The sequence below is a fragment of the Komagataeibacter saccharivorans genome, from assembly GCF_004348195.1.
Lineage (GTDB): Bacteria > Pseudomonadota > Alphaproteobacteria > Acetobacterales > Acetobacteraceae > Komagataeibacter > Komagataeibacter saccharivorans.
This window is the reverse complement of sequence record NZ_CP036404.1, coordinates 1,637,892-1,664,253: the sequence shown is the minus strand read 5'-3', so window position 1 is coordinate 1,664,253 and position 26,362 is coordinate 1,637,892. Positions and strand designations below refer to the sequence as shown.

The 26,362-nt window shown below is 60.6% G+C and carries 18 protein-coding genes; 10 read left to right on the top strand and 8 right to left on the bottom strand.

Features of this window, described 5'->3' with window-relative positions:
- The first annotated feature begins 120 nt into the window (after positions 1 to 120).
- Positions 121 to 2,508: a beta-L-arabinofuranosidase domain-containing protein gene (locus KSAC_RS07550; RefSeq protein WP_165927300.1), complete on the top strand. Its 2,388-nt coding sequence runs from the start codon at positions 121 to 123 to the stop codon at positions 2,506 to 2,508.
- Between the two features lie 107 nt (positions 2,509 to 2,615).
- Positions 2,616 to 3,206 (top strand): NAD(P)H-dependent oxidoreductase, encoded by a 591-nt coding sequence (locus KSAC_RS07545; protein ID WP_132304945.1) that lies wholly within the window; start codon positions 2,616 to 2,618, stop codon positions 3,204 to 3,206.
- A gap of 83 nt (positions 3,207 to 3,289) precedes the next feature.
- On the opposite strand, the gene KSAC_RS07540 is transcribed toward KSAC_RS07545, so the two are convergent.
- The 3 genes from KSAC_RS07540 to KSAC_RS07530 are packed head-to-tail and all read right to left on the bottom strand — an operon-like array spanning position 3,290 to position 9,254.
- On the bottom strand, positions 3,290 to 4,879 hold the full coding sequence (locus KSAC_RS07540) for an efflux transporter outer membrane subunit (protein WP_102325569.1): 1,590 nt from the start codon (positions 4,877 to 4,879) through the stop codon (positions 3,290 to 3,292).
- Complete coding sequence (locus KSAC_RS07535) at positions 4,876 to 6,063, bottom strand: efflux RND transporter periplasmic adaptor subunit (RefSeq protein ID WP_110547065.1); 1,188 nt, start codon at positions 6,061 to 6,063, stop codon at positions 4,876 to 4,878. Before KSAC_RS07535 ends, KSAC_RS07540 begins: the two co-directional genes overlap by 4 nt.
- Entirely contained in the window at positions 6,063 to 9,254 is a 3,192-nt protein-coding gene (locus KSAC_RS07530; RefSeq protein ID WP_102325571.1) for an efflux RND transporter permease subunit, read from the bottom strand. Before KSAC_RS07530 ends, KSAC_RS07535 begins: the two co-directional genes overlap by 1 nt.
- A gap of 101 nt (positions 9,255 to 9,355) precedes the next feature.
- Here KSAC_RS07530 and KSAC_RS17255 point away from each other — a divergent pair, with 101 nt between their 5' ends.
- From KSAC_RS17255 to KSAC_RS07500, 6 genes are all read left to right on the top strand, one after another.
- Positions 9,356 to 9,502 carry a hypothetical protein gene (locus tag KSAC_RS17255; RefSeq protein WP_165927299.1) on the top strand — a complete coding sequence of 49 codons (147 nt, stop codon included), beginning with the start codon at positions 9,356 to 9,358 and terminating at the stop codon, positions 9,500 to 9,502.
- A 399-nt stretch (positions 9,503 to 9,901) separates the two neighbouring features.
- Entirely contained in the window at positions 9,902 to 10,678 is a 777-nt protein-coding gene (locus KSAC_RS07525) for a maleate cis-trans isomerase family protein (RefSeq protein ID WP_102325685.1), read from the top strand.
- 237 nt (positions 10,679 to 10,915) lie between these two features.
- Positions 10,916 to 12,238 (top strand): MFS transporter, encoded by a 1,323-nt coding sequence (locus tag KSAC_RS07520; RefSeq protein WP_207918652.1) that lies wholly within the window; start codon positions 10,916 to 10,918, stop codon positions 12,236 to 12,238.
- A 235-nt stretch (positions 12,239 to 12,473) separates the two neighbouring features.
- A complete protein-coding gene (locus KSAC_RS07515) occupies positions 12,474 to 12,893 on the top strand; it encodes a MarR family winged helix-turn-helix transcriptional regulator (protein WP_110547067.1) in 420 nt (139 codons plus the stop codon).
- Positions 12,894 to 13,361: 468 nt separating this feature from the next.
- Positions 13,362 to 15,086: a SulP family inorganic anion transporter gene (locus KSAC_RS07505; protein WP_132304943.1), complete on the top strand. Its 1,725-nt coding sequence runs from the start codon at positions 13,362 to 13,364 to the stop codon at positions 15,084 to 15,086.
- Positions 15,087 to 15,389: 303 nt separating this feature from the next.
- Positions 15,390 to 15,980 carry a hypothetical protein gene (locus KSAC_RS07500; protein ID WP_243705141.1) on the top strand — a complete coding sequence of 197 codons (591 nt, stop codon included), beginning with the start codon at positions 15,390 to 15,392 and terminating at the stop codon, positions 15,978 to 15,980.
- 148 nt (positions 15,981 to 16,128) lie between these two features.
- On the opposite strand, the gene KSAC_RS07495 is transcribed toward KSAC_RS07500, so the two are convergent.
- Positions 16,129 to 18,030 (bottom strand): FUSC family protein, encoded by a 1,902-nt coding sequence (locus KSAC_RS07495; protein ID WP_132304941.1) that lies wholly within the window; start codon positions 18,028 to 18,030, stop codon positions 16,129 to 16,131.
- Positions 18,031 to 18,347: 317 nt separating this feature from the next.
- On the opposite strand from KSAC_RS07495, the gene KSAC_RS07490 reads away from it, so the two are divergent.
- Positions 18,348 to 19,286, top strand: coding sequence for a DMT family transporter (locus KSAC_RS07490; protein WP_102325574.1), 939 nt, complete (start codon positions 18,348 to 18,350; stop codon positions 19,284 to 19,286).
- 89 nt (positions 19,287 to 19,375) lie between these two features.
- Here the strand turns inward: KSAC_RS07490 and KSAC_RS07485 are convergent, their stop codons facing one another.
- On the bottom strand, positions 19,376 to 20,137 hold the full coding sequence (locus KSAC_RS07485) for an SDR family NAD(P)-dependent oxidoreductase (RefSeq protein ID WP_207918650.1): 762 nt from the start codon (positions 20,135 to 20,137) through the stop codon (positions 19,376 to 19,378).
- 304 nt (positions 20,138 to 20,441) lie between these two features.
- Between KSAC_RS07485 and KSAC_RS07480 the strand changes: the two genes are divergently transcribed.
- Entirely contained in the window at positions 20,442 to 21,089 is a 648-nt protein-coding gene (locus KSAC_RS07480) for a TetR/AcrR family transcriptional regulator (RefSeq protein ID WP_102325576.1), read from the top strand.
- A gap of 36 nt (positions 21,090 to 21,125) precedes the next feature.
- On the opposite strand, the gene KSAC_RS07475 is transcribed toward KSAC_RS07480, so the two are convergent.
- From KSAC_RS07475 to KSAC_RS07465, 3 genes are all read right to left on the bottom strand, one after another.
- The gene (locus KSAC_RS07475; protein WP_102325577.1) at positions 21,126 to 22,406 is read right to left on the bottom strand and encodes an NAD(P)/FAD-dependent oxidoreductase; all 1,281 of its coding nucleotides are present in this window, start codon (positions 22,404 to 22,406) and stop codon (positions 21,126 to 21,128) included.
- 186 nt (positions 22,407 to 22,592) lie between these two features.
- Positions 22,593 to 24,104: an aldehyde dehydrogenase family protein gene (locus KSAC_RS07470; protein ID WP_102325578.1), complete on the bottom strand. Its 1,512-nt coding sequence runs from the start codon at positions 24,102 to 24,104 to the stop codon at positions 22,593 to 22,595.
- Positions 24,105 to 24,872: 768 nt separating this feature from the next.
- Complete coding sequence (locus KSAC_RS07465) at positions 24,873 to 26,327, bottom strand: MFS transporter (protein WP_243705140.1); 1,455 nt, start codon at positions 26,325 to 26,327, stop codon at positions 24,873 to 24,875.
- Positions 26,328 to 26,362: the final 35 nt, after the last annotated feature.

Sequence of the window (26,362 nt, the reverse complement as noted above, 5' to 3'; positions counted from 1 at the left end):
CGTGGCACTGTCATCGCATCATTTGCCATGCACCGCAGGATCAGGACGATATGACAGCACTGACCCTTTTCCGCCATCACGCCGGTAGCAGCATGGCCCGCCGCAGGCCGGATGCCTGACATGGCGGGGGGCGGAGGGCTGACGCGGCGGCGCGTCATCGGCAATGCCGTGGTCGTGGCAGGCAGTAATGCAGCGGGTTTTGACGCCCTCGCGGCAATGGTGCCCGACCGGGTGCAGCCGCGCAGCATGCCCTTCGGCCCCGATCGCGTGACCCTGCTGCCTTCACCGTGGCTTGATGCGATGGAGGCAAACCGCCGCTATCTGCTGTCGCTCGATGCCGACCGCCTGCTGTCGGGTTTTCGCACGCAGGCGGGACTTGCACCCCGTGCCCCGGTTTATGGCGGCTGGGAATCCGATACGATAGCCGGGCATACGCTGGGGCATTATCTCAGTGCGCTGGGCTATGTGCGCGTGCAGGCGCGTTGCGACAGGGCGGGGGAGCGTATCGCCTATATCGTGGCGGAACTGGCAGCATGCCAGCGCGCGCGGGGTAACGGGTTTGCGGGCGCGTTCACCCGGCGCACCCCGCAGGGCAAAATTGAACCCGGCATATATGTATTTGATGAAATCCGCCGGGGCGATATCCGCGCAAAACGCTTCAGCCTGAACGGGGCATGGGCGCCGCTTTATAACTGGCACAAACTTCTGGCGGGCCTGCTGGATGTGGACAGGTTATGCGCAACCCCCGGTGCGCGGGACGTGGCGCTGGGGCTGGCTGGTTATATCGACAGCGTATTCGCCACGCTGGATGACGCGCGGACGCAACAGGTCCTGTCGTGTGAATATGGCGGTCTGAATGAGTCCATGGCCGAACTTTACGCCCGCACTGGCGATATGCGCTGGCGTGCGCTGGCGCGGCGGATCAGCGATCGCGCCACCATGGCGCCCCTCTGTGCCGGTCGGGACGAACTGGACGGACTGCACGCCAATACAATGATCGCCAAGACCGTTGGCGCGGCGCGGGTGTATGAAACCACGGGTGACAGGCAGGCGGCGGTGGCTGCGCGCACGCTATGGGCTTCAGTCACTGACCGGCGGTCCTATGCCTGCGGCGGGACGGGTGATTTCGAATATTTTACGACGGCGGGGCCACATGGGCCGGGGGATATGGGCGCGCATATCAATGCCCGTACGTGTGAAACCTGCGCCACCTACAACATGCTCAAGCTGACCCGTCATATTCATGGCTGGTCCCCCGATGCGGCGCAGTTTGATTATTATGAACGCGCCCACCTGAACCATATCATGGCCCAGCATGATCCGCAGACCGGCATGTTTACATATATGCTGCCGATGGGAACGGGTGCTGCGCGTGATTTTTCCATGCCTGCCGATGATTTCTGGTGCTGTGTGGGCACGGGGATGGAAAGCCATGCCCGCCATGGGGAGTCGATCTGGTGGCAACGGGGCCGGGATGAAATTACGCTCAACCTGTTCATTCCATCCGAACTGCAATGGCATGAACGGGGCGCGCGGATCGTGCTGGATACGCGCTATCCGCTGGATGGGCAGGTGACGCTTTTCATCCGCGAGATTACGGGGACTGATCCGTTCACGCTGGCGCTGCGTGCGCCCCGCTGGGCGGGACAGCCGCGTCTGCTGCTTAATGGCAGGCCAGTTGCCGCTGTCGTGGAGCGGGACGGGTATGTGCGTATCCGCCGTGTGTGGCGGGCGGGGGATACGCTGGGTATGGCACTGGTTTTTACCCTGCGGCAGGAACCCGCCCCCGGTGGTGGGGTGCTGGCCCCATCGGCCTTTTTCTACGGACCGCTCCTGCTTGCCGCTGATCTGGGGCCAGCGCGTGGGGAATGGCCATGGCGACAGCCCCAGCCCGCGCTGATTGCTGATGATGCGTGCGCCCTGCCCGTTCGGATGAATGACGGGAATGGCATCGCCTTTCGCGTGGCGGCCCTGTCAGCCGGGCAGGGGGCATGGCCCGGTGAACTGGTGCTGCGGCCGTTTGCGCAGATGCAGGCACGGCTGGCCGCGCCTTATCTGCCCTGCATTCCGGTAGCGGCATGGACGCCCGCGCTCCGCCAGCAACTGCTTGCCGCAACGCGCGATGCCGATGATGCGCAGGTGGTTGATGCTGTCGATCCGGCGCGTCCGCATGCCATGCGTGGCGCGGTGATGTGTAATCGTCTGGGGCGGGCAGGATGGATTACCGCAACGGACATGCGTGTGCACCTGCATGTGGGCGCGCAGCCCGTGGCGCTGCGGGTCCTGTATTACGACGATGATGTCAACCGCCTGTTCACCGTGCGGGTGAACGGCCATGTCATTGCGACGGAAAATCTGGATGGCCGTAACCCCGGCGTTTTCGCATGGCACCGCTATGACATCCCGCCCGACATTGTTGTGCGACGGCGGCAGGTCGAAGTCAGTTTTGTCGGCGCGGGTGCGTGCGGGGTGGGGCAGGTATTTGGCGTGCAGACCATCCACGCCTGATCGTCGCCGTCTTACGTGGGGACGGCCAGTATGCCATCTTTCCGTTCCCGAACGCGGGTGGGGTATCTGAAGCCCCCGCCGTGTGACTGTCTGGAAAATGGTACCGAATGAAAAAGATATTTCTCATAAACGGCGGCAAGGCTTTCGCCCATTCCCATGGCCGCCTGAACGCCACATTGCATGACATTGCAGCCGAACATCTGACCGCCGCAGGTTTCGAGATCCGCCGGACGACCATTGACGCGGGATACGATATTGAAACGGAGATTGAAAATCACCTGTGGGCCGATGCGCTGATCCACCAGTTTCCGGCATGGTGGATGGGCGTGCCATGGACGGTAAAGAAATACCTTGATGAGGTCCTGACGGCGGGACACGGTCGTCTTTATGCAAATGACGGTCGTAGCCGGGCGCATCCCGAACGTCATTATGGTTCCGGCGGGCTGTTGGATAACCGGCGCTACATGATTTCCACAACATGGAACGCCCCGCAGGAGGCGTTTACCGACCCTGCCCAGTTCTTTGAGGGCAGGGGCGTCGATGCCGTTTTCTTTCCCTTTCACAAGGCGCTGGAATTCCTTGGCATGTCCGGGCTGCCTACTTTTCTGGCCACCGATGTGATCAAGGCGCCTGCGGTTGACGTGACGCTCAGCCGCTACCGCCAGCATCTGGGCGAAGTATTCGGTAACGCAGCCTGACGGCCCTGACCGGCCCGGTTCCCCTGCCATAACGGGCGGGGAAACCGGGCCTGAAGGATGAAGCCAGGGCTGAAAACGCGCCCTTAGTGGTTTTCCAGTGTGGGGGACAGCACGGGACCGGTCAGGTTGTCATCCGGGTCGGCGCCATGCGTATGGGGGGCAGGCACATCGCCGGTCGCACGGGCGTTATGCAGGCCGGAATACTGCAGGGGATCGACTGAAAACAGGCTGTTGGGCGCGGGTAGCTGCGCCGCATCCCAGCCGCCGCCACATGCCCGGATCAGGCCGATCTGGGCCTGCAGGTAGCGCGTCTGCACTTCCACCTGCTGGATGCGGGCATCAAGCGTGCTGACCTGCGCGATCAATACGTCCAGATAGGCGGCAAGCCCCCCTTTATACAGGTTCATCGTAATGTCCTGCGTCTGGCTGGCAGCCCCCACGGCGGCGCGCAGGCGGCCATTTTCACCATCCAGCCGGTTGGTGCGCGACAGGCCATCTTCCACGTCGCGGAACGCGTTCAGCACGGTTACCCGGTAATGGTCGCGTGTTTCACGATAGGCGGACCAGCTCTGCTGCAACTGTGCGCGGCGCAGCCCGCCTTCGAATACCGGCATGGTAACGGTGGCACCGTAGGACCACATGCTGTTGGCCAGATTGGCCAGGTTGAAGCCGTTATCGTCAAACCCGCCATCCATATGGAACGAGACATGCGGGTAGAACGCCGCCCGTGCGATCCCGATACTGCGGTTGGCCTGCGCCATCTGGCGTTCCGACATGGCGACATCCGGCCTGCGTTGCAGCAGTTCGGAAGGCATGGCGGGGCTGAGCGCAAAACGGGTGGCGTTCAGGTGGCTGTCCGCCGGCAGATGAAAGGCGGAGGGCGCGACGTTGACCAGAACCGCGATGGCATGTTCCATCACTTCACGCTGGGCCTGAATGTCCAGCAGATGGGCCTGCGTGGTGTAAAGCTGGTTTTCAGCGCGGGCCACATCCAGCCGCGATGCCGCCTGATCCGCCAGCCGCGTGCGCGTGACCCGCAGGGATTCCTCGTAATACCCGATCGACTGGGTATAGATCGCAGCCTGCGCGTCCAGTCCGCGCAGGGTGAAATAATCGGTGGCCAGTTCCGATTGCAGGCTCAGACGTGCTGCCGCATATTCGGCGGCCTGTTCCTGCGCGAAGTCTTTCTGCAGCCTTATGCGATTGCGGATGGAGGACCAGAAATCCGGCTCCCATGACGCCATGCCGCCATAGAATTCATCCGAATCCGTAATCGGCCCCTTGTAGCGGAACAGCCGCTCGGCGGAGCTTTTGTTGTTGCTCCCCCCGAACGCCAGCCCGAAATGCGGCAGCAGGTCGGACCGGGCCTCGCTTACGATGGAGCGGGCCTGCAGGAAGCGTTCGGATGCCGCCTGCAGATCCCCGTTATGGTCGGTTGCCTGGGCCTCAAGCGTATCGAGTTGCGGGTCGCCAAAGCGTGTCCACCATCCGGCGCGGATACTGTCATCCATGGGGTGGGCCACGCCGAACGGGGCCTGCCCTTCCCATGTGGTGGGAATGACGTAATGGGGCGCGTGGTAGGCGGGTGCGAGATCGCACCCCGCCAGTGACAGCAGCGACAGGACGCAGGCCCCGCCCATCGATACGGAACGGCGGATATCACGCACCATCATTCATCGTCCTTTTCAGATGCGTCGTTGCTGTATCCGGTTGCGGGCTGGACGACATGGACCTTCTCGCCTTCCAGCAGGTCGGCAGGCGGGTTGTCGATGATCCGGTCGGAAGGCGACAGGCCAGAGAGGACCTGCGTTGACCCATCCCCCATGCGGCCGACCGAAATGCCACGGAAATGGGCCGTATCCTGCCCGTCCACCACCGCGACCTGCATGCCATGTTCCTGAAACACCAGCGCCCCGGTGGGTATGCTCTGGTGGCCTGACTGTTCCGGGGCACTCAGGCTGACGGCGGCAAACGTGCCGGGCCACAGTGCATGGTCCGTGTTGTCGATGATGAATTCACTTACGCTGGTGCGGGTATCGGGATCATATCCGCCTGATACGGTCAGGAACCGGGCCTCGAACACCCGGTCGGGAAACTGCGGCACATGCACCTGCGCGCGCAGGCCGGGCTGCAGGATGTAGGACATGTTTTCGGGAATGGAGACGAACAGGCGCATCTGATGCGTGTCCGCCACGCTGAACAGTTCGCTTGCCCCCCCGTTGGCGTTCAGGTTGCCACCCCCTTCATGCACGTAGTCGCCTACGTTGATGGCGCGTTCCGTCACCACGCCATCGAAGGGGGAAACAATCACCTTGAACCGTTCCAGCGCCGCGTAGCGGTCCAGATTATGGCGCGCGGCCTCCAGATCGGCGGCGGCTGATTTCTCGTTCGCGTCCTGCACCGATACCGACTGCCCGGACACGGCCTGTGACTTGCCCATAAGCCGCCAGCGCTGCGCCGTTACCACGGCAAGGTCGTATTTCGCCTGCGAGGACTGAAGGTCGGCCTGTGCCTGCGCGAACTGGGCATCAAGGCCGGGCGTGTTGATTTCCGCCAGAACATCGCCGCTTGAAACATGCGCGCCGTAGTCCTTGTACCACATCCGCACATACCCGGACACCTGCGGGTAGATCGGCGCCTGGTACCACGCGTCGATCGTGCCGGGCAGGTCAAGGCTGACCTGCCGTGCTTCGGGACGGGGCGAGATGACCATGACATCCGGCACGGCAGCCGCCATTGCATCGCGGCGCAGCTCGCCCGCGTGATGCACGCGTTCGACCAGCAGGTAGCCACACCAGCCCAGAAACACGGCGGCACCAGCCATTATTATGATTTTCGATGATTTTGCGGTCGACATCAGTTCATTTCCTCCCGGCTCCGGGTCGGGCGGTTGTGCAGGATTGCGTAAACACACGGCACAAACAGAAGGGTGGATACGGTGGCCACCAGCAGCCCGCCAATTACGGCGCGGCCCAGCGGGGCGTTCTGCGAATTGCTCATCGCCATCGGCACCATGCCGATGATCATGGCCAGTGCCGTCATCAGGACGGGACGGATACGGCCGTACCCCGCCTCGATCGCGGCACGGAGGGCGTCGCCATGTTCCTCGATCCGTTCGCGTGCGAAGGAGACGACAAGGATGGAGTTGGCCGTGGCTGTCCCCATGCACATGATCGCCCCCGTCAGCGCGGGCACGGACAGGCGCGTATGGGTCAGGAACAGCGCCCATGCGATCCCCGCCAGCGCGCCGGGCAGGGCGGTGATGATGATGAAGGGGTCAAGCCACGACTGGAAATTGACCACGATCAGCAGGTAGATCAGCATGACCGACACCACCAGCCCGAAGATCAGTTCCACATAGGAATGCTGCATGGTTTCGGTCTGGCCCCTGATGGCGACCGCCGCGGTGGAGGGGACCATGCCCCGTGTTTCGTGCAGCACACGTTCCACGCCCTTTGTGACCTGACCCAGATCCGCCCCTTCGGCGGAGACATAGATGTCAACTTCCGGCATGGAATTGAAATGCGAGACCTGTCCCGGCGTGCCGGTTGCCGTAACGTTGCTGATCCCGCCCAGAAGCTGCATGTGCCGCCCCTGCGGATCGCCATCGCCCTTGTCCACCGGTATGGTCATGAGGTTGTTGAAATGGGTAAGCTGATCCTGTGACACATAGACATTCAGCGGGAAGGTGATGCCTGTCTGCGGGTCCAGCCAGTATTGCGGGTCTACCGTCTGGCTGCCTGACAGGGTCATGAGTTCGTTGTTGGCCAGATCGGCTTCCGTCATGCCGGTGGCCTGCCCGAAGGTGCGGTTGCCCTGCACGAACAGGGTGGGCGTTTTCATGGTCTGCTGGATGGTCACGTCGGCCGCACCGGGTACCAGCCGCAGCCGGTTGACCAACTGGCGGGCGTATTCGTAATTGTCGCGCAGATCCGGCCCCGAAATCTGCACGTCAATGGGCGAAGGCGAGCCGAAATTCAGGATCTTGGCTGTAAGATCGGCAGGCTGGAAGGTGAAGACCGTGCCGGGAAAACGCGCCGACAGGTCACGGCGCAGGACGGCGCGGTAATCCCATACCGGCGTTTCCTCGTCCTTCAAGGCGATGGTGATGTCGCAGTCCTGCGTGCCGATGGTTGGGGTGGGAATGAAGGCCTGGTTATGCGCGCCTTCAGGCAGGCCGCAGTTTTCGATCATGGTATCCACCTTGCCGGGAAACAGCGCCCTGACGCGGTCTTCCACCAGTGAGGCTTCGCGGCCCGCGACCTCGATACGGGTGCCCAGTGGGGCGCGCATGTGCATCTGGAGCGTGCCGGATCTGGTTTCGGGAAAGAAGTCGCGCCCGGCCATGAAATAAAGCCCCATCGAGCATATCGACACACCCAGAAAGATGCCCACAAAGCGCTGCCGCCGTTCAACGGCCCGGCGCAGGACGCCGGCATACTGTTCGCGGAATGTGTTGAACCCGCGTTCGAATGCCTGCTGGAAGCGTTCGGGCAGACGGGTGGGATATTGCAGGTTGTGGACCTGCGGTTCGCAATGATGGGAATCCCCATGTCCCGCCACGCTGTGCCCGGCCAGAAGGTATTTGGCCATGGTCGGCACCAGCGTGCGCGACAGGATGAAGGATGCGATCATGGCAAAGATGATGGCTTCCGCCATGGGCATGAACAGCCAGCCTGCCACGCCGCTCAGCCCGAACAGGGGCAGCCAGACAATGCAGATGCAGGTGGTGGCGACAAAGGTGGGAATGACGATCTGGTTGGCGGCGTCGATAATGGCGGGTTCAAGCTGCTTGCCCATTTCCAGATGCGCGTCGATGTTCTCGATCATGACGGTGGCGTCATCGACCAGGATGCCCACCGCCAGCGCCAGACCGCCCAGCGTCATGACGTTGATCGTCTGCCCCGCCCAGTGCAGGCCGATAATGGCGCACAGGATCGCAAGCGGGATGGATGTTGCGATGATGACGGTCGGCCGCCATGAGCCAAGGAACAGCAGCACGATCATGCCGGTCAGGAAGGCCGCGGTCAGCATTTCGCGCACCACGTCGAAAATCGAATCCTTCACGAAGATCGACGCATCCCCCAGAATGCTGATCTTCACATCGGGCGGCAGCAGTTTCTGGATACGCGGCAGCAGCGCCTTGGCCCCCGCCACGACATCCAGTGTCGAGGCATCGCCACTTTTCATGACAACGATCTCGACCCCCTGCTGGCCCTTGACCAGTACGAGGTTCGTCTGTGGATGGCCGCCGCGATAGACCTCGGCTACGTCATGCACGTAGATTACGGCGTTGCCCACGCGCTTGACGGGAATATCGCCCAGTTCCTTCATGGAACGCGGGGTGGCGTTGGTCTGGACCATCCAGTCCGTGGACGAGATTTTCTGGTCGCCCGCTGGCAGGACGATATTCTGCCCGCGCAGCGCGTTCTGCACGTCCATGGCGGAGAGGTGATGCGCCTGCAACTGCTGCTGGTTCAGCGATACCATGACGAAGCTGTCCATCCCGCCATAGGCCTGCGGCACAACGGCGCCGGGTACGGTCACCAGCAGGGGACGGACGCGGATCATGGCCAGCTTGAACAGGTCGGACGGCGTCTGCCGGTCGGAGGTGACCTGCAGCGTCAGCACCGGCACGGATGAGGCATCAAGGCTCATCACCATGGGGGAGGGGATGTTTTCCGGTAGCTGTTTTATCACCGTCTGGGAAATGGCGGTGACTTCCGCTTCGGCCTTGCCAATATCCGTTCCGGGCTGAAAGTATATGTTTACGATGCCGCGCCCGTAATACGAACTGCTTTCCATATGTTCGATACCCTCGACAGTCGAGGTTACCATCAGTTCGTAATTATAGATGATGCGGCCCGCGAATTCCTCCGGCAGCATGCCGCCATAGGTCCAGACAACGGACACAACCGGAATGCGGATATTGGGGAATACATCCGTCGGCGTACGGAATACCGACATGATGCCAAAGACCACGATAAGGATCGATAGCACCACAAAGGTATAGGGCCGACGCAGTGCGGTGACTACGATGGCATTCATGGGATGGAAAATTCCCTATGTTATTATAAGCGTAGTTTTTTGCGGAACGGTCCGCGATATCTGCGTGGGTCCTGTCGTATTATTTACGGAATACGGACCGGATGGTACGCATGACTTATGGAATACAGGATATCGTGACGGGAAAAGACATGGCGGCCCACTCCGGCGTGATTGGTGGCAGCATGCCGGGATGGATTCATGTGGCATCTGCTTATGCGACAGATACCGTGTTTTTTTACAAAGTATGAACGGTTAATATTTAAAATAATTTTTCATTACAGGTAATTTGTTTCATAATTACCAATACTTAATAAAGTAATTTTTAAGGAACCTGAATGTTCTAATTAACAGTGCAGATCAGATCGAACCTGTTCTTTGTCATGACATGTCGGCGGCCCGGGCTATGTTGCGGTATGAAACACGACCACACGCATTATTGCCATCATGGCATGATGGACGGTCCGGTTATTACAGTATTGCCTGCCCGGTCCTGTATGGTGGCAGGGTGCAGAAAGATCGCTGTCCGACCATGATTTCAGGACAGGACACAGATTGTTCTATTGCCACGCAGCAGGGCAGCCTGTTTGATACGATATGGAAATGTTAACCCGCTGTGAGTGGTCATGGCAGCAGAGCAGGAAAAAACCATGAATACCCGCCCCTATCGTATCGGGCAGATCGTCCCCAGTTCCAACCTGACCATGGAAACAGAGATCCCGGCCCTTCTGGCCGCACGTCAGTTGATCCGGCCTGAACGCTTCACCTTTCATTCGGCGCGCATGCGGATGAAGACCGTACGTAAGGAAGAACTGGCATCCATGGATGCGCAGTCCGACCGCTGCGCGCTGGAACTGAGTGACGCGCATGTGGATGTGCTGGGCTATGCCTGTCTGGTCGCGACGATGTCCATGGGGCTTGGCTATCACCGGGTATCTGAAAAACGGCTGCATGAATGCACGCAGGCCAATGATGGTCCCGCCCCGGTGGTAACCAGCGCAGGCGCGCTGGTGGATGGCCTGCGTGTCCTGAAGGCACGGCGCATCGTTCTGGTCGCGCCCTACATGAAACCGCTGACACGGCTTGTGGTCGATTACCTGCAGAACGAGGGTTATGAGGTCATCGACCACATCGCGCTGGAAATTCCCGATAACCTGGATGTGGCGCGGCATGACCCGGCGCGGCTGCCGTCCATCGTGGCCGGACTGAATTATGCCGATGCGGATGCCATTGTAACCTCCGCCTGCGTGCAGATGCCCTCCCTTCCGGTCATCCCCCGGATCGAAGCCCTGACCGGAAAGCCGGTGCTGAGTGCTGCGGTTGCAACCACCTACGCCATGCTGGACCGGCTTGGGCTGGAAACCATCGCACCGGGCGGCGGCGCATTGCTGTCAGGTGCCTACTGGCAACCTGCGGCAGAAAAATGATCGTAGCAGCTGCGCGTGGGTGAAGATGGGGCGCGTCATGCCCCGTCGAACTGCGTGTCCATTTGCCCGATACCTGCCCGGAATTCCCGTTCTTTGTGGCGGGCATGATGAAGGTGTTTAACGGATTTCACCGGTCCTGAAAGTCGCCCCTTTTTCCTGTCCGGCATGACGGGACGCAAAAGGTGCGCGGCGTTACGTTTCTGTATGGAAACATGATGGGCGTTAGTGAGTACTGCCATGAATGCTGTTTCCCCCACGGGCATGAGTGAACACGATCCCGCCCTGCCGCGCCTGTGCGCGCGCGTGGCGTGGCGGCTGCTGCCGCTGCTGTTTCTGGGTATGCTGGCGTCTTACCTTGACCGGGTGAATGTCGGCTTCGCCAAGCTGCGCATGCTGTCCGACCTGTCCATGAGCGAGGCTTCGTACGGCGCGGGAGCAGGGCTGTTCTTTCTGGGCTATATTTTATGCGAGATACCCAGTAACGCGCTCATGATCCGTTTTGGCGCCCGGCGCTGGCTGGCCCGTATCCTGATCACATGGGGCATCTGTTCCGGTGCGATGGCGTTCGTGCATTCTGCTGGCCTCTTTTATCTGCTCCGCCTGCTTCTCGGCGTGGCGGAAGCCGGGTTCATGCCCGGTGTCCTGTTTTACCTGTCGCAATGGTTTCCGCCGGGCTACCGCGCACGGGTAACAGGGTGGTTCATGGTCGGGATACCACTGGCCAGCGTGATTGGTGGCCCGGTTTCCGGTCTGATCCTTGGCCGGATGGAAGGGGCGATCGGCATTGAAGGCTGGCGCTGGCTGTTTTTTCTTGAAGCCATGCCGCCGGTCCTGCTGGGTCTTATGGTCTTCTTCTGCCTGCCCGACCGGGTGGAGAATGCCCGGTTCCTGACCGAACGGGAGAAAACACTTCTCATCACCCATCGCGTCATGCCCGATCATGCCCATGTGCTGCAGGGTATAAAGGCGGCATTGTGGGACCGGCGTATATGGAAACTGGGGCTGGCGGATGGCGCGCTGCTGCTGGGGCTTTATACAATCGCGTTCTGGATGCCATCGCTGCTGCATGATGCAGGTGTGCATTCCCTTGTGCGGACCGGGATTCTGACGGCCATACCGAATATAGGGGCCGCAGTCGCCATCATGCTGATCGGCTGGGATTCCGACCGGACGGGGGAACGGCGCTGGCATATCATCGTGCCCATCCTGATCGGGGCGCTGAGCATGGCGCTGCTGCCACTGGCGCGTGGCAACCTGACGCTGGCCATCATTCTTATTACACTGGCGAATATGGGTATTATCGGTGCGCTGGCCCCGTTCTGGGCGCTGCCTTCGCTACTGCTGACCGATACCGCAACCATTGCGGCGGGTCTGGCGCTGATTGGCGGCATATCCAATCTGGCGGGTTTCATGGCTACGGGGCTGATTGGGTGGGCAAGAAGCATGGCGCCCGGATCGTGGGGAATTTTCGTTATTTTCGCAGGGTTCGTCGCCATGGGGGCGGCTCTTGTGTGGTCCATTCCCGAAGTGGCTGCCCGCGCAGACAGGGACAGGACATGAAGTTTTTGGTGAAGCTTTTTTCAAAAAACTTCATGGAACACCGCCTTTGTGAAGAAAAAGGCAGCACCCGGAAATGTCTGTTTTCATATGTTAATGAATTATTTTCAGACCATCTGCCAACGCGGGCGAAGCCGTGGCCGCGTTATGCTAGGGAAGGTGAATAAAGGCCCATGGGGCGGGATATCGGGAATGGAAAAGGTCGCGGACGGTGAATGACAGAAGGGATGATGAGGTCATGGCATATGATCTCAATAAACAGATCGGCCATCTTTTGCGGCGTGCCTATCAGCGTCATACTCACCTGTTCCAGACCGCCATTCCCGACGAGCATCTGACATCGGTGCAACTGGCGGTAATCGCCACCATTTTCCGCGAGGGTGAGCGGTCGCTCATGTATATTGGCCGGGTTACGGCAATAGATCACGCAACCCTGCGCGGTATCAGCCTGCGTCTGAAACAGCGAGGGTTGATAAGGATACGCAGCAACCCCGATGACAGGCGCGAACGTCTTGTCTCCCTTACCAGAGAGGGAGAAGAAGCCGCCCGCCTGTATATCCCGCAGGCTGCCCATGTGACGGAACTGACGCTGGAACCGCTCGACCCGTGTGAACGTATCGCCGCGCTGCATGTGTTGCGTAAGCTGGCGGGTGCATAGATGTATAGACTTATAGATTCTGTTAAATCCTGAACGACGGGACGGACTGCATAGCTGTTTCTGATACCGCATGGTCTGTCTGGGAACCTTTGATTGGGGAAGTCCGTCCGAAAGGCAAGACCCCGCCGAAGAACCTGCAGCGGACGATATCCACGATTTTCTGGCGGCATCAGAACGGCGCGAAGTAAAGATGCCCTTCAACGTCAACTGAATCTCCGTCGCTGGCGTTCTTGAGTCACGCATCAATCCTGAAAGAATCATGCCCAGGCGCTGCGTGATAGGTCTCCGCAGCGCAACCGGGGCGTGGGGTGCGTCAAGACGCACGCGGGCATGGCGGCCGGTATTGTATTGGCGGTGGTGGATTATGTATATTTTCTGATAAAATCAGCAATGTTCACTACATGTTGTGGTGTCTTCCGGTCCGGTTCTGTCGGTCTGGTTATATGGATCATGGACGGTGCCGGTAGTATGGGAAGCACAACAGGCGGAACGGATCTGCCGCTGAAGGGAGGCGCGTCGGTTGCCGTGCGCGGATGGCGTGCCAGACTGCGTGATGTTGTCGCGGGCGTATCCCTTGCTTCAATGAATATTCCGCAGGTGCTCGGCTATACCCGTATCGCCGCGATGCCTGCGGTCACGGGTCTGTACACGGTTCTGCTGCCGCTGGTGGCCTTTGCCTGTTTCGGCAGTTCGCGGCATCTGGTGGTTGCAGCGGATTCCGCTACTGCCGCGATCTTTTCCAGTGCGCTGGGGCGCATGGCCGCGCCCGGCAGCCCGCATTATATGGCGCTGGTCAGCATGGTCGCGCTGCTCAGTGCGGGGTTCCTGCTGGTTGCGCGGCTGTTCCGCCTCGGCTTCCTTGCCGATTTCCTGTCGCGTACGGTGCTGGTGGGATTCATGGCCGGTGTCGGCGTTCAGGTTGCCCTTGCCATGCTGCGTGACATGCTGGGTCTTGCAGTCACCGCGCATAATCCCTTGCTGCAACTGTTCCAGATGCTGGCCCATCTGCCCCGGCTCAGTATGCCGACAATGGCGCTGTCGGCCTGCGTGGTGGGACTGATAATGCTGGGGGATCGTCTGGCCCCCCGTGCGCCGCTGGGTCTGCTGACCGTAGTGGGGGCCATTGCCGCAAGCATGATGTTCGACCTGTCGCGCTACGGGATCGAGACAATCGGCCCGATCGAAAGTGGCCTGCCGCATCTGGGCCTGCCACATGTTTCGTGGAATGACATGCTGGCGCTTCTGCCGGTGACAACATCATGCGTGTTCGTGATTATTGCGCAGAGTGCCGCGACATCACGTGCCTTTGCCATGCGGTTCCACGACCGCGTGAATGATAACGCGGACATACTTGGCCTGTGTGCGGCCAATGCGGTGGCCGGACTGAGCGGGACCTTTACCGTCAACGGCAGTCCGACACAGACGGCCATGGCCGCCCGTGCCGGCGCACGCACACAACTGGCGCAGTTGACCTTTGCTGCCGTTACGATGCTGGTATTGCTGTTCCTGACCGCGCCCCTGCGTTACCTGCCGCGTTGTGTGCTGGCCTCCATCGTCTTTACCGTTGCGCTGGGGATGATCGACCTGCGGGCCATGAAAGCCATCTGGCGTGAAAGCCCCGGTGAATATGGACTGGCCATGGCAACCGCCGCCGCCGTGGTGGGGATCGGGGTGGAACAGGGCATATTTCTGGCCATCGCCCTGTCCCTGTTCCGGCATGTGCGGCACAGCTACGAACCCCATACGATGGTCCTGCGCTACGATACCCATACCGGCCTGCTGGAACCTAGTGCCGTCGCCGCGGGGCAGCAGACCGCGCCGGGACTGGTTGTCTATCGTTTCAGCGCAGACCTGTTCTATGCCAATTCCGCGCGGTTCGTGGCTGATGTCCGCCTGTTGGTGGATAATCCGGCCACACCCGTTTCCTGTCTGGTTGTGGAGGCGAGCGCGATTACGGATATCGACTTTTCCGCAGCCAGTGACCTGCGCGATCTGTTTATGGCGCTGCGGCGGCGTAATATCGGCGTTGTATTCGGACGCGTCAGTCCCTACCTGCGGGCGGACATGGACCGCCATCGTATTACGCCGGTGGTGGGGGCGGAAAACCTGTATACCCAGTTGCACACTGCCATCGGGGCAGCGCAGGCGATCGTAAAAGCGCGCGGGGAGGCTGCCATCCACACGCAAGGATAGGCCCGAACACCCGCGATGGCACCTTTCCGTGTTGCCAGCATAGCAGTTTTGCACCTGTTTCCGGCTTTGTGCGTATTGAAAGGGGAACGATTATCCGCCCGGATACTTTTCATTAAGGGAGTACGCCCGTTTCAGCATCTGTCGCGACGTGGATAGTCAGTTTTAGGGAAGAAAGTATGAAATCGTTACCATTTGTAAAATGCCAGTCCGTATAATTCTGGCATGAATATTATGGTGTTCAGTCTGCTGCCCTGCCTGTCAAGAGAAGGTGCAGGTCCCCCACCCCTAGATGCCAGAGATGAAATGAAAGCCGGGATCTACACGCAAAGCCACATTTCCCCTGTCCAGAAATCCTCTCCGGGTCGGCGTATTGTCCCGCTTCTTATGGCGCTGTTGCCCCTGTCTGGTCTTGCGGGCTGTGGTTATACGGATTCCCGTACCGCTCATCGCGCCCAGATGACCATGATCGGCATGGACAGTACGGATGTGCAGTCCTGCGTCGGCATCCCGGATAAAATAAAGAAAATCGATGATAACGTGCAGGTATTTGAGTATGTGCGCACGCTCAATATTCCCGCTGCCAATGATTCCACGCTGTTTCCGTTACAGACGATCGTGAACCTGACGCAAACGGCGCTGGGTGGCGCGGGCAAGACCTGTGTTGCCGACATACGCTTTGAAAATGATAAGGTCACAGACCTGCATTACAGTGGCGATGATGATGAAATCATCGGGGTGGATGGCGTGTGTTCCATCGTGACGCGCGGGTGTATCCGTCGTCCCCTTTCGTCCATGCGGCATGTGAAAAAGGGTATATTGGGGCCGGTATCGGCCTTCCATCCCCCGGCGGCGGAAACGCCGCCTGCGAATACGCCGGTTTCAGCCACAAAGTAATCTGTTGCCGCCAACTTCTTAAAAGCCCCCATACGTTCGTTTTCTTACGCAGATCCCCGCATCATCCCGTGCTGCGGCAGGATCGGGAGAAAATGTGGCGGAGGGGAATGGAGCGACAGGTCCAGAAGTGGGGGCGCAGGGGGGCGGCTTACGTCTCTTGCCCGGATGGCACGCCCATACGGGCAATGACCTTCAGCGCACCGGCCAGACGTTCAATATAGGGGTCATCGTGGTTCTGCCAGTGCCGGTCGTGCAGGATGGCGCGTGCCATGGCCTGTGCCTTCGGGTCATGATCCTGCCATGCCCGCAGGAAGACACGCAGCCGCCGCTCCAGCCATCGGGACAGGAAGCCCGAGCGTGCCAGTTCCCGCACTGTGATGACTTCAATCCCGACCGTCATGGCGTCAAGCCGCATCTGGATATGGGCCAGCACGACCGGACGGGAAACGCCGTGTGCATTACGGACCGAGCGGACCATGCTGTCCGCATTTTCCGACAGCCATTGATATACGGACATCCCGTTGCGCCGGTCCGCCAGTGCCCATAGCCGCCGCCGCGTCCAAGCTTCGGTGCGCCGCATATGCGCGTCCGGCCGGAAAGGCAGCACCAGTCGGAATGTCCACCACGCGAACAGAACCGCCCCCAGGAACGCGGAAATGCCGTTGAGGAAGGAGACCTCGTCAAACCGTCCCTGATTGGCTGGCCCGATCAGCACCGGCAGGAACATGTTGAATGAAAACGCGTAACCGGCAGTGGCAGGCGTGCGCGCCGCAAGGCCGCCAATCGTCATCGGGACCAGCAGCAGCAGCACCAGTGTTTCCGGTGCCGTCACGGCAGGCATGACCAGAAAGACGAAGACGGCGGCAACAGCCGCGCACCATACCGCCCCCTTGAAAAACGGGCTTGAAGCCAGAAGCGGGTTTTCCCGTGTGGCCAGCAGCCCATAGACCAGCGATACAAAGGATACGAAGCCTGCCCCGGCGGGCCAGCCCGTTACCTCCCACAGCAACCACGCGGCCATGATCCCCGCTGCGGCGCGGATGCCGTTTTCCGCCGCTTCCACCGCCAGCCTGCGTGAACGCAGCGCGAAGCGGAACCTGTCGCCCGGAACGGGTGTTTCACACGCCTGTATATGGGTCCGTGCCGCAGCCAGATCGGCCGCGATTCCGTGGCTGTCCGTCATGTCCGCCACCTGCCCGGCAATGGCCATGCCGCGCGCGCGCGCGATCAGCATCATCATGTCCGCAAGGGCGGCACGCGCATGGTCCGCGACCCTGCCGCCCTTTGGACCCATTTCCAGCGTGTCGTATTCCACCCGGCTGTTTGCGCCCACAAGATCGGTCAGCAGGCGGCCCTGTGTCTCGGCGTCGATGCGTCCCTGCGTAAGGGGACCGACATCTTTCGAGACCTCGCTCCACAGCGCGTGGAGCCGGGCAAGCAGGCGGGTGCGCGCCTGTTCGTTCAGGGCGGGAATGAATATCGCCGCCAGCGTCGCCTCACACACGATACCCAGAATGATGTAGGAACCGCGTGACATGGCGATGTTGAACACGTCATCGGGCGCCGTGATGGCCCCGGTGGCCACTATGGCCGATGTAAAGCTTGTGACCAGCAGGCCGTAGGAACGATAGCCGTCAAAAAAGGTGGCGCAGCCGCAGCACAGGCCGATCCATAAGGCCAGTCCCGGAAAAAACAGCCCCGGAGCCTGCGGGAATGCCGCGATCAGCGCCACGGCGGCGGCACAGCCGATCAGGGTGCCCACGACACGCCAGCGTGCTTTGGACAGGGATTCCCCGCGGGAGGACTGGGCCACGACCCATACCGTCAGCGGCGCCCATTGCGGGCTGTCCAGTTCCATCCACATCGCGATCAGGAGCGACAGCGCCGCTGCAAGCGACGTGCGCAGCGCAAACACCATATCGGCGGGGGAAGGGGCAAGAAGCCAGCGCAGTTTTCCGTGCCACAGACCGGCGTGGTTGTGAAAGGGGCTGCGCAGGGCGGAGATGAAAGCCTTTGTCTGGCTCCCTGCTGCATCCGTCTCCGCATTCATGGCGCATTCCACCTTCAAAAAAGCATACGCTGCGAAAAACGGTGTTTTTCGTCCAAGTCTTTATAATGATAAAATCATAAGCAGGATTTATCAGAAGTTTTTTTGGCGTAAGGGCCCTTCTGGTTCACCCGGAAGCCGGACGGAAACGCGCAGGAACAGGGGCGGCGGACCGGCTGATGCTTTCGGCCCGCGGGAGTGGGGCGAATGTGCCCGATTTCCAGTATATCCACACGCATGGCTGTCGCCCTGTGTCGGCACTGGTTCTCGGTCACTCTTATCCATAATGCCGCAATAGCGGTACCATATAGGCAAGACAGATGAATACGGCCTTCCTTTCCTCCGGCATGATGCTGGCATTTGCGGCGTTTTCTGCGTTCTCGATCAGCGATGCGTATTCAAAGCTGCTGGCCGGGCAACTGGACCCGTTCGAGGTCGCGTTTTCAGGCGGCGTGTTCGGTTTCCTGATCATTCCCTTCATCCGGCGTCCCGATGAATCCTACCGGGATATCTTCTCCACCACCCACCCGCTCATGTGGCTGGTGCGGGCGGTGTCCATTTTCGCCGCCACCGCCGCCAGTGTCGAAGCCTTCATGCTGCTGCCCATGCCTGAAGCGCTTTCGCTCATGTTTCTCATGCCGCTGTTCGTCACCATCCTTTCGGTCGCCCTGTTGCATGAAAAGGTGTCCGGCTGGGCGTGGCTGGCCGTCATTCTGGGCTTCGTGGGCGTGCTGATCGTGCTGCGGCCGGGCGTGCGCGCCATGCATCTGGGGCATCTGTGCGCGCTGATCGCGGCGGTGGCCAATGCCGTGGGGGTTATCGCCTACCGGCTGGCGGGTACCAGCACGCCCCGGCTTTCCCTGTTCGGGTCCAGCCTGTTCGGGCCGCTGATAGGGGACGGGGCGCTCATGCTGGCCCATGCGCACTGGCCGCATGGGGTAAAAACATGGGCGTTCCTGTTCGGCTACGGTTTTCTTGCGGCCCTTGGCCAGTTACTGATGATGATGGCAACCGAACGGGCACCGGCAAACCGGGTCGCGCTGCCGCAATACAGCCAGATGCTATGGGCCGTGGCCTTCAGCTACTTCCTGTTTCATCAGCCGCTGGATGGCTGGACGTTCGTCGGGATCGTCGTCGTTACCTTTTCGGGCATGCTGAACTGGATACGCCAGCGTATCCGCTACCGACACATGGCCATGAAGGAAAGACGGGCGGCGAAACAGCGCGCGCAGGCCCAGTATGTCGTCAGCAGGAACTGATCACCCGGCAAGGGGCAGGCCGGGTGTCCGGGCACAGGCGCTCCGGCTACGTGACATGCCGTAGCCGGACGGGTGGTGCGGAGCAGGGATTAAAGTTTCATCCCGCCGGAGGCTTCGATACGCTGGGCATTGATCCAGCCGGTATCCGGCCCCAGCAATGCCGCGACCACACCACCGATATCGTCAGGCCGCCCCGCGCGGCCCAGCGCCGTGACCGAGGCGACATAGCCATTGATGTCGCTGTTATCGCGCACCGCCCCGCCACCGAAATCGGTTTCGATCGCGCCGGGAGCCAGCGTGTTCACGGTTATTTTCCGCGCCGCCAGTTCCGTGGCCTGATAGCGGGTCAGCACTTCGATTGCCCCCTTCATCGCGGCGTAGGCCCCATAGCCCGGCAGGCAGAAACGGGTCAGTCCGGTCGAGATGTTGAGGATACGGCCCCCGTCAGCCATGAGCGGCACGAGCTTCTGCGTCAGGAAAAATGTGCCCTTGAGATGGATGTTGACCAGCGTATCGAACTGCGCCTCGGTCGTTTCCATCAGGGGCGCATGAATCCCGATCCCGGCATTATTGACCAGAAAATTGAAGTGACTGGCCTGCCACTGGGCCAGTGTTTCGGCCACCTGACCGGCAAATGTGTCGAACCCGGCGGTATCGGCCACATCCAGTTGCAGCGCCCGGACCCGGCGGCCCTGCTGCGTCAGTTCCGCCGCCACGGCCTGCGCGCCTTCAAGATTGCTCCGGTAGGTCAGGATGATGTCAACGCCCTGGCGTGCCAGATGCCGGATCATGCTCAGGCCTAGCCCCCTGTCCCCACCCGTAACCAGTGCGATCGGTGCGGTATCTGCCATGTCTCTCTCCATTATCTGTAATGGTGGCCAGCATACAGGGCGGGGTAGGGCCAATAATCCCTGAACTGGCGATCACACCTGTCGCCAGTTCCGAACAATCCGGGACTGACTTCCGGGCTTCTGTCGCTTTTCAGTTACTATCCTGTCTCGACATAACATGAACGGCATGGCAGAAGCCGTTGCCAGTAATAATGACGATGGTTTCATTGCCGGAAGCCATTATCCGGCGTGAGCGCCTGTTTTCTCGCGTCTTGAATGTTCCGTATGCCGTGGGGCAAGATGGATAAGGACGAGAGGAGAGGGAATGAAGCCCGTCGCCATGACAGATGCCCCGGTACAGGGATTGCGGGAACGCAAACAGGCCCGCGTGCGCAGTACCCTGATTGCGGAAGCGATGCGGCTGTTTTCCACGCAGGGATACGATCAGACAACGGTGGATGAAATCGCCGAAGCGGCCGAGGTCTCGCGCCGTACCCTGTTCCGCATGTTCGAGACAAAGGGCGACATCGTTCTGGCATGGACAAAGGGCATGACCCAGACCCTGACCGATGCCCTCGCGGCCTGCCCCCGGGACATGCCTGCGGGGGATGCGATGATGCACGCCTTCATTTCCCTTGTGCCCCGTATCGCCGCAAACCGGCAGGATACGTATGATTTTGTCTATCTGATCGAAAAGACGCCGTCCCTGCAGACGGTCAGCCTCCAGAAATACGGCAAATGGGAAGACTGTCTGGCGGAGGGGCTGGCAAAGCGCCTGCCGGTACGCAGGAACCGCAAGATTGCCGCCCGTCTCATGGCGCGTGGCGGCATCGCCATTTTCCGCACGGCGCTGGATGACTGGATCAGGCTGAAGGGTCGTCCCGCACTGGTGCCGCTGCTGCAGAAAACCTATGCGCTGCAGACCGCGCTATGGTCACACCCCGCTGATCCCGAAACGGATGCCCCGGCCTGACCGGCCGGGACATTGCATTGATATGGTGGCGGGTTCTCAGTCCAGCCGGACGGAGGGGCGCACGAATACGTCCAGCCAGTCCACAAGGCAGGACACCGTGCCGCGGAAGGTGCCGTACAGTTCAAACTGATGCTGGCGATAGAGCATGATATGCACCAGTCGCGCCGTAATGCCGCGCAGCCAGCCGCCACCGAACACCTTGCCGCCGGGGAAAGTGCCCCAGCCGTTGTAATCGCCCAGTGCGACGACCGCGCCCTTGTTGTGGAACGCAAAGGCCGGTAGCGGGCGACCATTGATCCATGCGGGCATGTAGCGCGCCAGATGATGGGCCTGCTGGCGTGCCGCCTGCGCCGTGGGAGCCACCGGCTTTTCGGCAATGAAGGCGCAGTCACCCATGGCGAAGATATTGTCGTCTTCTACCAGTTGCAGGGTGGGACGGACTTCAAGCTGACCGGAGCGCGACAGCTTCAGTTCACCGAATTTGCGCGTGACATCGGGCGCTTTCACGCCTGCGGCCCAGACACGCAGCGTCGCGGGGATGCGGGTGCCGTCCTTGAGCATGAAGCCCTTTTCATCGGCGCCACTGACCATGGCCGATGTCATCACCTCGACCCCGATGGCTTCAAGCTGCTTGGTCGCGGCGGCCGATACGGATTCAGGGAAGGCGGGCAGGATGCGCGGGCCAGCTTCCAGCAGGGTGATCTTCAGCTTGGGCGGCTTCTTGCCAAAACTGTAGAGGGAGGCGAGATCAAGCGCCTTGTGCAGTTCGGCCGCAAGCTGGGTGCCCGTGGCGCCGCCGCCGACGATGGCGATGTCCAGTTCCTCGTTATTGCCAAACGCCTTGAGCAGTTCCATGCGGAAACGCTCGTTAAAGCCGTTGGCTTCGACAAGGTTGTCAATGAACAGACAGTGCTCGGCCACGCCTGGCGTGCCGAAATCGTTCGCGCGGCTGCCGATGGACAGGACCAGCGCATCATATTCCAGCTTGCGCTCTTCCAGAATGACCTCGCCCGTCGTCTCGATCACCGGGGCCAGCGTGATTGTCCTGGCCTTGCGGTCCATGCCCGAAATCTCGCCGGGCCAGAACTCGAAATGATGGCGGCTGGCCTGTGACAGGAAACTGATGCGGTCGTTCTCGTTGGCCGCCGTGCCCGCCGCGAAGCAGTGCAGCATCGGCTTCCACACATGGGCGAAGCTTTTATCGACCAGCGTGATTTCCGCCCGGCCTGACTTGCCAATTGAATCGCCCAGACGGGTGGCCAGCGCCAGCCCGGCCACGCCGCCGCCAACGATCACGACCCGAAACTTTTGTGCCATCCCCAAACCCCCAATTACCCTGTCGCACAGCATCCCGGCCCCTGTGGAGAAGCCTGCCGCATAAATAGAAACATATCCGGCCGCCCGCCCCACATGGGCAGGACGGCCTGCGGCCGGACCGGAAAAAACCGGTCCGGCCGCTGCGCCTGCCCTTCAGGGCAGGGCGGTTTTCAGCTTGTCAGCGGATCAAAAGAAACCGCGCTTGTTCTCGCTGTAGCTGACCAGCATGTTCTTGGTCTGCTGGTAGTGTTCAAGCACCATCTTGTGCGTTTCACGCCCGATGCCCGACTTCTTGTAGCCGCCGAACGCCGCATGCGCGGGGTAGACGTGATAGCAGTTGACCCACACGCGACCGGCTTCCAGCCCGCGACCCATGCGGTAGCAGGTGTTGGCGTCGCGGCTCCATACACCCGAACCCAGGCCGAACGGCGTGTCGTTGGCGATGGCGAGTGCTTCTTCTTCCGTCTTGAAGGTGGTCACGGCCAGAACCGGGCCAAAGATCTCTTCCTGGAAGATGCGCATCTTGTTGTTGCCCTTGAACACGGTCGGCTGCACGTAGCATCCCTTGTTCAGGTCGCCGCCAAGGTCCGGACGGCCGCCACCGGTCAGAAGCTGCGCGCCTTCTTCCTTGCCGATGTCGATATAGGACAGGATCTTTTCCTGATGACCGTGCGAGTTCTGGGCACCCATCATGGTGTTGGGGTCCAGCGGGTTGCCCTGACGGATGGCCTTGATGCGGGGCAGGGCGCGTTCCATGAACTTTTCATAGATCGATTCATGAACCAGCGCACGGCTGGGGCACGAACAGATCTGGCCCTGGTTCAGGGCGAACATGGCGAAGCCTTCGAGCGCCTTGTCCAGATAGGCATCATCATGATCCATGATGTCGGCGAAGAAGATGTTCGGCGACTTGCCGCCCAGTTCCAGCGTGGCGGGGATCAGGTGTTCCGCCGCGGCATGCGCGATCATCTTGCCGGTGGGTGTGGAACCGGTGAAGGCGATCTTGGCGATGCGGTCGCTGTTGGACAGGGCGGCGCCCACGTCACGGCCCAGACCGTTGACGATGTTCAGCGTGCCGGCCGGGAACAGGTCCCCGATCAGTTCCATCAGCACCAGCATGCTTGCGGGCGTGCTTTCGGCGGGCTTCATGACGACGCAGTTGCCTGCGGCCAGTGCCGGCGCCAGCTTCCATGACCCCATGAGCAGGGGGAAGTTCCACGGAATGATCTGGGCAACGACGCCAAGCGGTTCGTGGAAATGGTAGGCGATGGTGGTGGCGTCGATTTCGCCCAGCGTGCCTTCCTGTGCGCGGATGCAGCCTGCGAAATAGCGGAAATGGTCGATCGCCAGCGGGATGTCAGCGGTCAGGGTCTCGCGGATGGGCTTGCCGTTATCCCATGTTTCGGCGCGGGCCAGCAGGTCCAGGTTCTGTTCCATGCGCTCTGCCGCGCGCAGCAGGATCAGCGCGCGATCGGCAGGTGCCATGTGGCCCCAGGCGGTCTTCGCCTTGTGCGCGGCATCAAGTGCCAGTTCCACGTCCGCTGCGGTGGAAGCAGGCACTTCACACAGCACGCGCCCGTCGACGGGGGAAGTATTGGTCAGGTAGTGACCTTCAACCGGGGCAACCCATTCGCCACCGATATAGTTGCCATAACGCGACTTGAACGGCGGGGCCGCCGTGAGGCTATCTGCTGACACGTGAATATTCCTTCAGGATAAGGCTTCGTGCCCTAATAGACCTGACATGGATTCATGTAATTCCATGAGGTAATGAGGGTACTGCAAAACTGTATTTCGGTTCGATATGGCCGCCATTACTTTCATGGGTAATGGCATTGACCGATCCGGACCGTAGGTGTGATTTCTTGAAACCTGTGGACGTGATCTCCCTGGAAACCAAACCGAACCTTGATGCGCCCCGGTAAGGTATCGGGGGATAATCTATATACGGTGATATATAGACACGTCCGGTACCGCAAGCGTTCGGATTATAACGTAACCGTGAGGTGTGCATCTGGTGCCATAATGTGTTAATTAAAAACGTTTAAATACAGTATGTTAAATAATAATGAATAATAAATATCTATTGATTTCGACATCCTGTGTCACAAAACCGGCGAATGGAATTTTAGCGCCTTGCGGGGCTCAAGGGCCGATTCCTGCCCGGTCAGGTCTGAAATGATCCCCTGTCCGGATTCCGGCGGTTTCATGCGTATGACGCAGGAGGCAGTTACGGCTGTGTAGTCAGCCATCCGAGTCCGGGTAATGCGTTCCGCCTGGTACGGTTTTCTACGCGGCATCCATATGGGATGTGACAATCCGGATGGGCGGGCCACGTTCTATTGCGTGCAGGCGTGTCCCGCATGACGGATGTCATCCGGTTGCCCGGTTCAGAAAACGGGGGGTGGGCTTACCGGTGGCTGCGACCTGTCATGGGCTGACCATAATCCTGCCGGAACTGACAGTTCAGCTCCCGCGCATCCTTGCCGCGTTCTGGGCCCGCAACCGCGACACGCTGACCAGCGCGCCCAGCCAGGCCGTTGCCACGCCACATTCCATGCAGCGTAACGTCGGCTCATGCGCGACATCGGTCAGGATCAGTGCCACCAGCATGCCGCCTGTCGTCTGGCCAAGGATGCGCGCCACGGAAATCATGCCACTGGCGCTTCCTGAACGGTGCAGCGGAGATGCGGCGACCATTGATTTATTGTTGGGTGCGACAAACAGCCCAAAACCGATACCCGCGAAAGCAAAGCGCCACATGATATCAAAATTGCCCGCATCCAGCGGTGTCAGGCGCACCAGCAGATAGCCAAGTCCAACAATAAACAGTCCCGCCGATGACAGGATGCCCGCCGGATACCGGTCGGCCATACGCCCGACAAATGGTCCAGCCACAATCATCCCCACTGGCCATGGGGTAATCAGCAGTCCCGTTTCCACGGCGGAGCGGTGGAAAACTCCGGTCAGCGCAAAGGGAATGGAGATCATGTAGAAATTGGCGGCCATATATCCAAGAAAGCAGGTGATGAATCCGGTCCGGAAGGCGGTAATGGCAAGCAGGTCAACCGGAAGCATGGGGGCAGCGCGTCCGTGCTGACGTCGCACCAGACCGGTCAGGGCGGCAAGTCCTGTTCCCGCCAGCCCGAGGGAGAGGACACCGACATTCCCATGGACCAGCATGTCGCAGCCAACCAGAATACCGCCGAAGGCCAGAATGTTCAGCACGATGCTGCCCCAGTCCAGTCGACGTGGCTGACCGCCCGCGCGTGGCAGGAACCCGACCACCAGCGCGAGTGTCACGATCCCGACCGGCAGGTTGAACAGGAACAGCCAGCGCCATGATGCCACCCCAAGGATCAGGGCCGCGACAGACGGACTGAGGGCCACGCCCCCCGCGATGGCCAGCGCATTGAGCGCCAGCCCCCGCCCCAGCCGGGAGGGCGGATAGACAAGGCGCACCAGGGCCGTATTGACGGCCATGATGCAGGCGCCCCCCGCGCCCTGCACGGCACGGGCCAGTACCAGCACGCCCAGCGACTGCGCATTGGCGCAGATCAGGGACCCGATCATGATGACGACCAGCCCGATCGTGCATAATCGGGCCGGGCCAACCCGTTCCGACCACGCCGCCAGCGGCAGCAGCAGCATCGCGTTGACAAGCTGGTATGCATTTACCACCCATACCGATCCGGCGGCGGAAACATGTAGTTCACGCGAAATCGTGGGCAGGGCGATATTCGCAACGGCGTAATCCAGAACAGACAGTACCACCGCCAGAATGACGGGAATGATGGCGAAGCGATGTACTGCGCTTTCCGTTCCTCCCATGGAGGAAATGCCGTGTCTGCCCTGCTGCATACTGCCCATGCCGCGCCCCTTGCCCGCACTGTTGGTGACAGTGCGTAACCGAAACGACATGTCTTTTCCACCCATATGCGGGATGCTGTTCATCC